Origin of the sequence: Aquitalea sp. LB_tupeE, assembly GCF_013391415.1 — a bacterium.
Classification (GTDB): Bacteria; Pseudomonadota; Gammaproteobacteria; order Burkholderiales; family Chromobacteriaceae; genus Aquitalea.
The window spans coordinates 1-563 of sequence record NZ_JACAXB010000037.1 but is presented as its reverse complement, the minus strand read 5'-3'; the positions used below and the strand labels follow the sequence as shown (position 1 = coordinate 563).

Genomic DNA, 563 nt, shown 5'->3' with positions numbered 1-563 from the left:
GGCGGCCACTGGACCAGCCCGCCGCTGTCCGACCGCCACTGGTACCCCATTTACGAAAAAATGGTGGAGTACGACATCCCGGCCATGGTGCATGTGTCCACCAGCTGCAACTGCGCCTTCCACACCACCGGCGCGCACTACCTGAACGCGGACACCACCGCCTTCATGCAATGCCTGACTTCGGATTTGTTTACGGACTTCCCCACGCTGCGCTTTGTCATTCCGCACGGCGGCGGCGCCGTGCCTTACCACTGGGGCCGCTTCCGCGGGTTGGCGCAGGAAATGAAAAAGCCGCTACTTAAAGACCACCTGCTCAACAACATCTTCTTTGACACCTGCGTCTACCACCAGCCGGGCATCGACCTGCTGACCAAGGTGATTCCGGTAGACAACGTGCTGTTTGCCAGCGAGATGATTGGCGCGGTACGCGGTATCGACCCGGAAACCGGCCACTACTACGACGACACCAAGCGCTACATCGAAGCGGCGGCACTGACGGACGCCGAGCGGCAGCAAATCTTTGAAGGCAATGCCCGACGCGTGTATCCGCGACTGGATGCCGC

The 563-nt window shown here is 60.9% G+C and carries 1 protein-coding gene; it reads left to right on the top strand.

Annotated features, from left to right (window positions below; translation table 11 throughout):
- Positions 1 to 563 (top strand): amidohydrolase family protein (locus tag HWX34_RS19265; protein ID WP_178973793.1); only part of this gene is annotated, 563 nt, incomplete at both ends.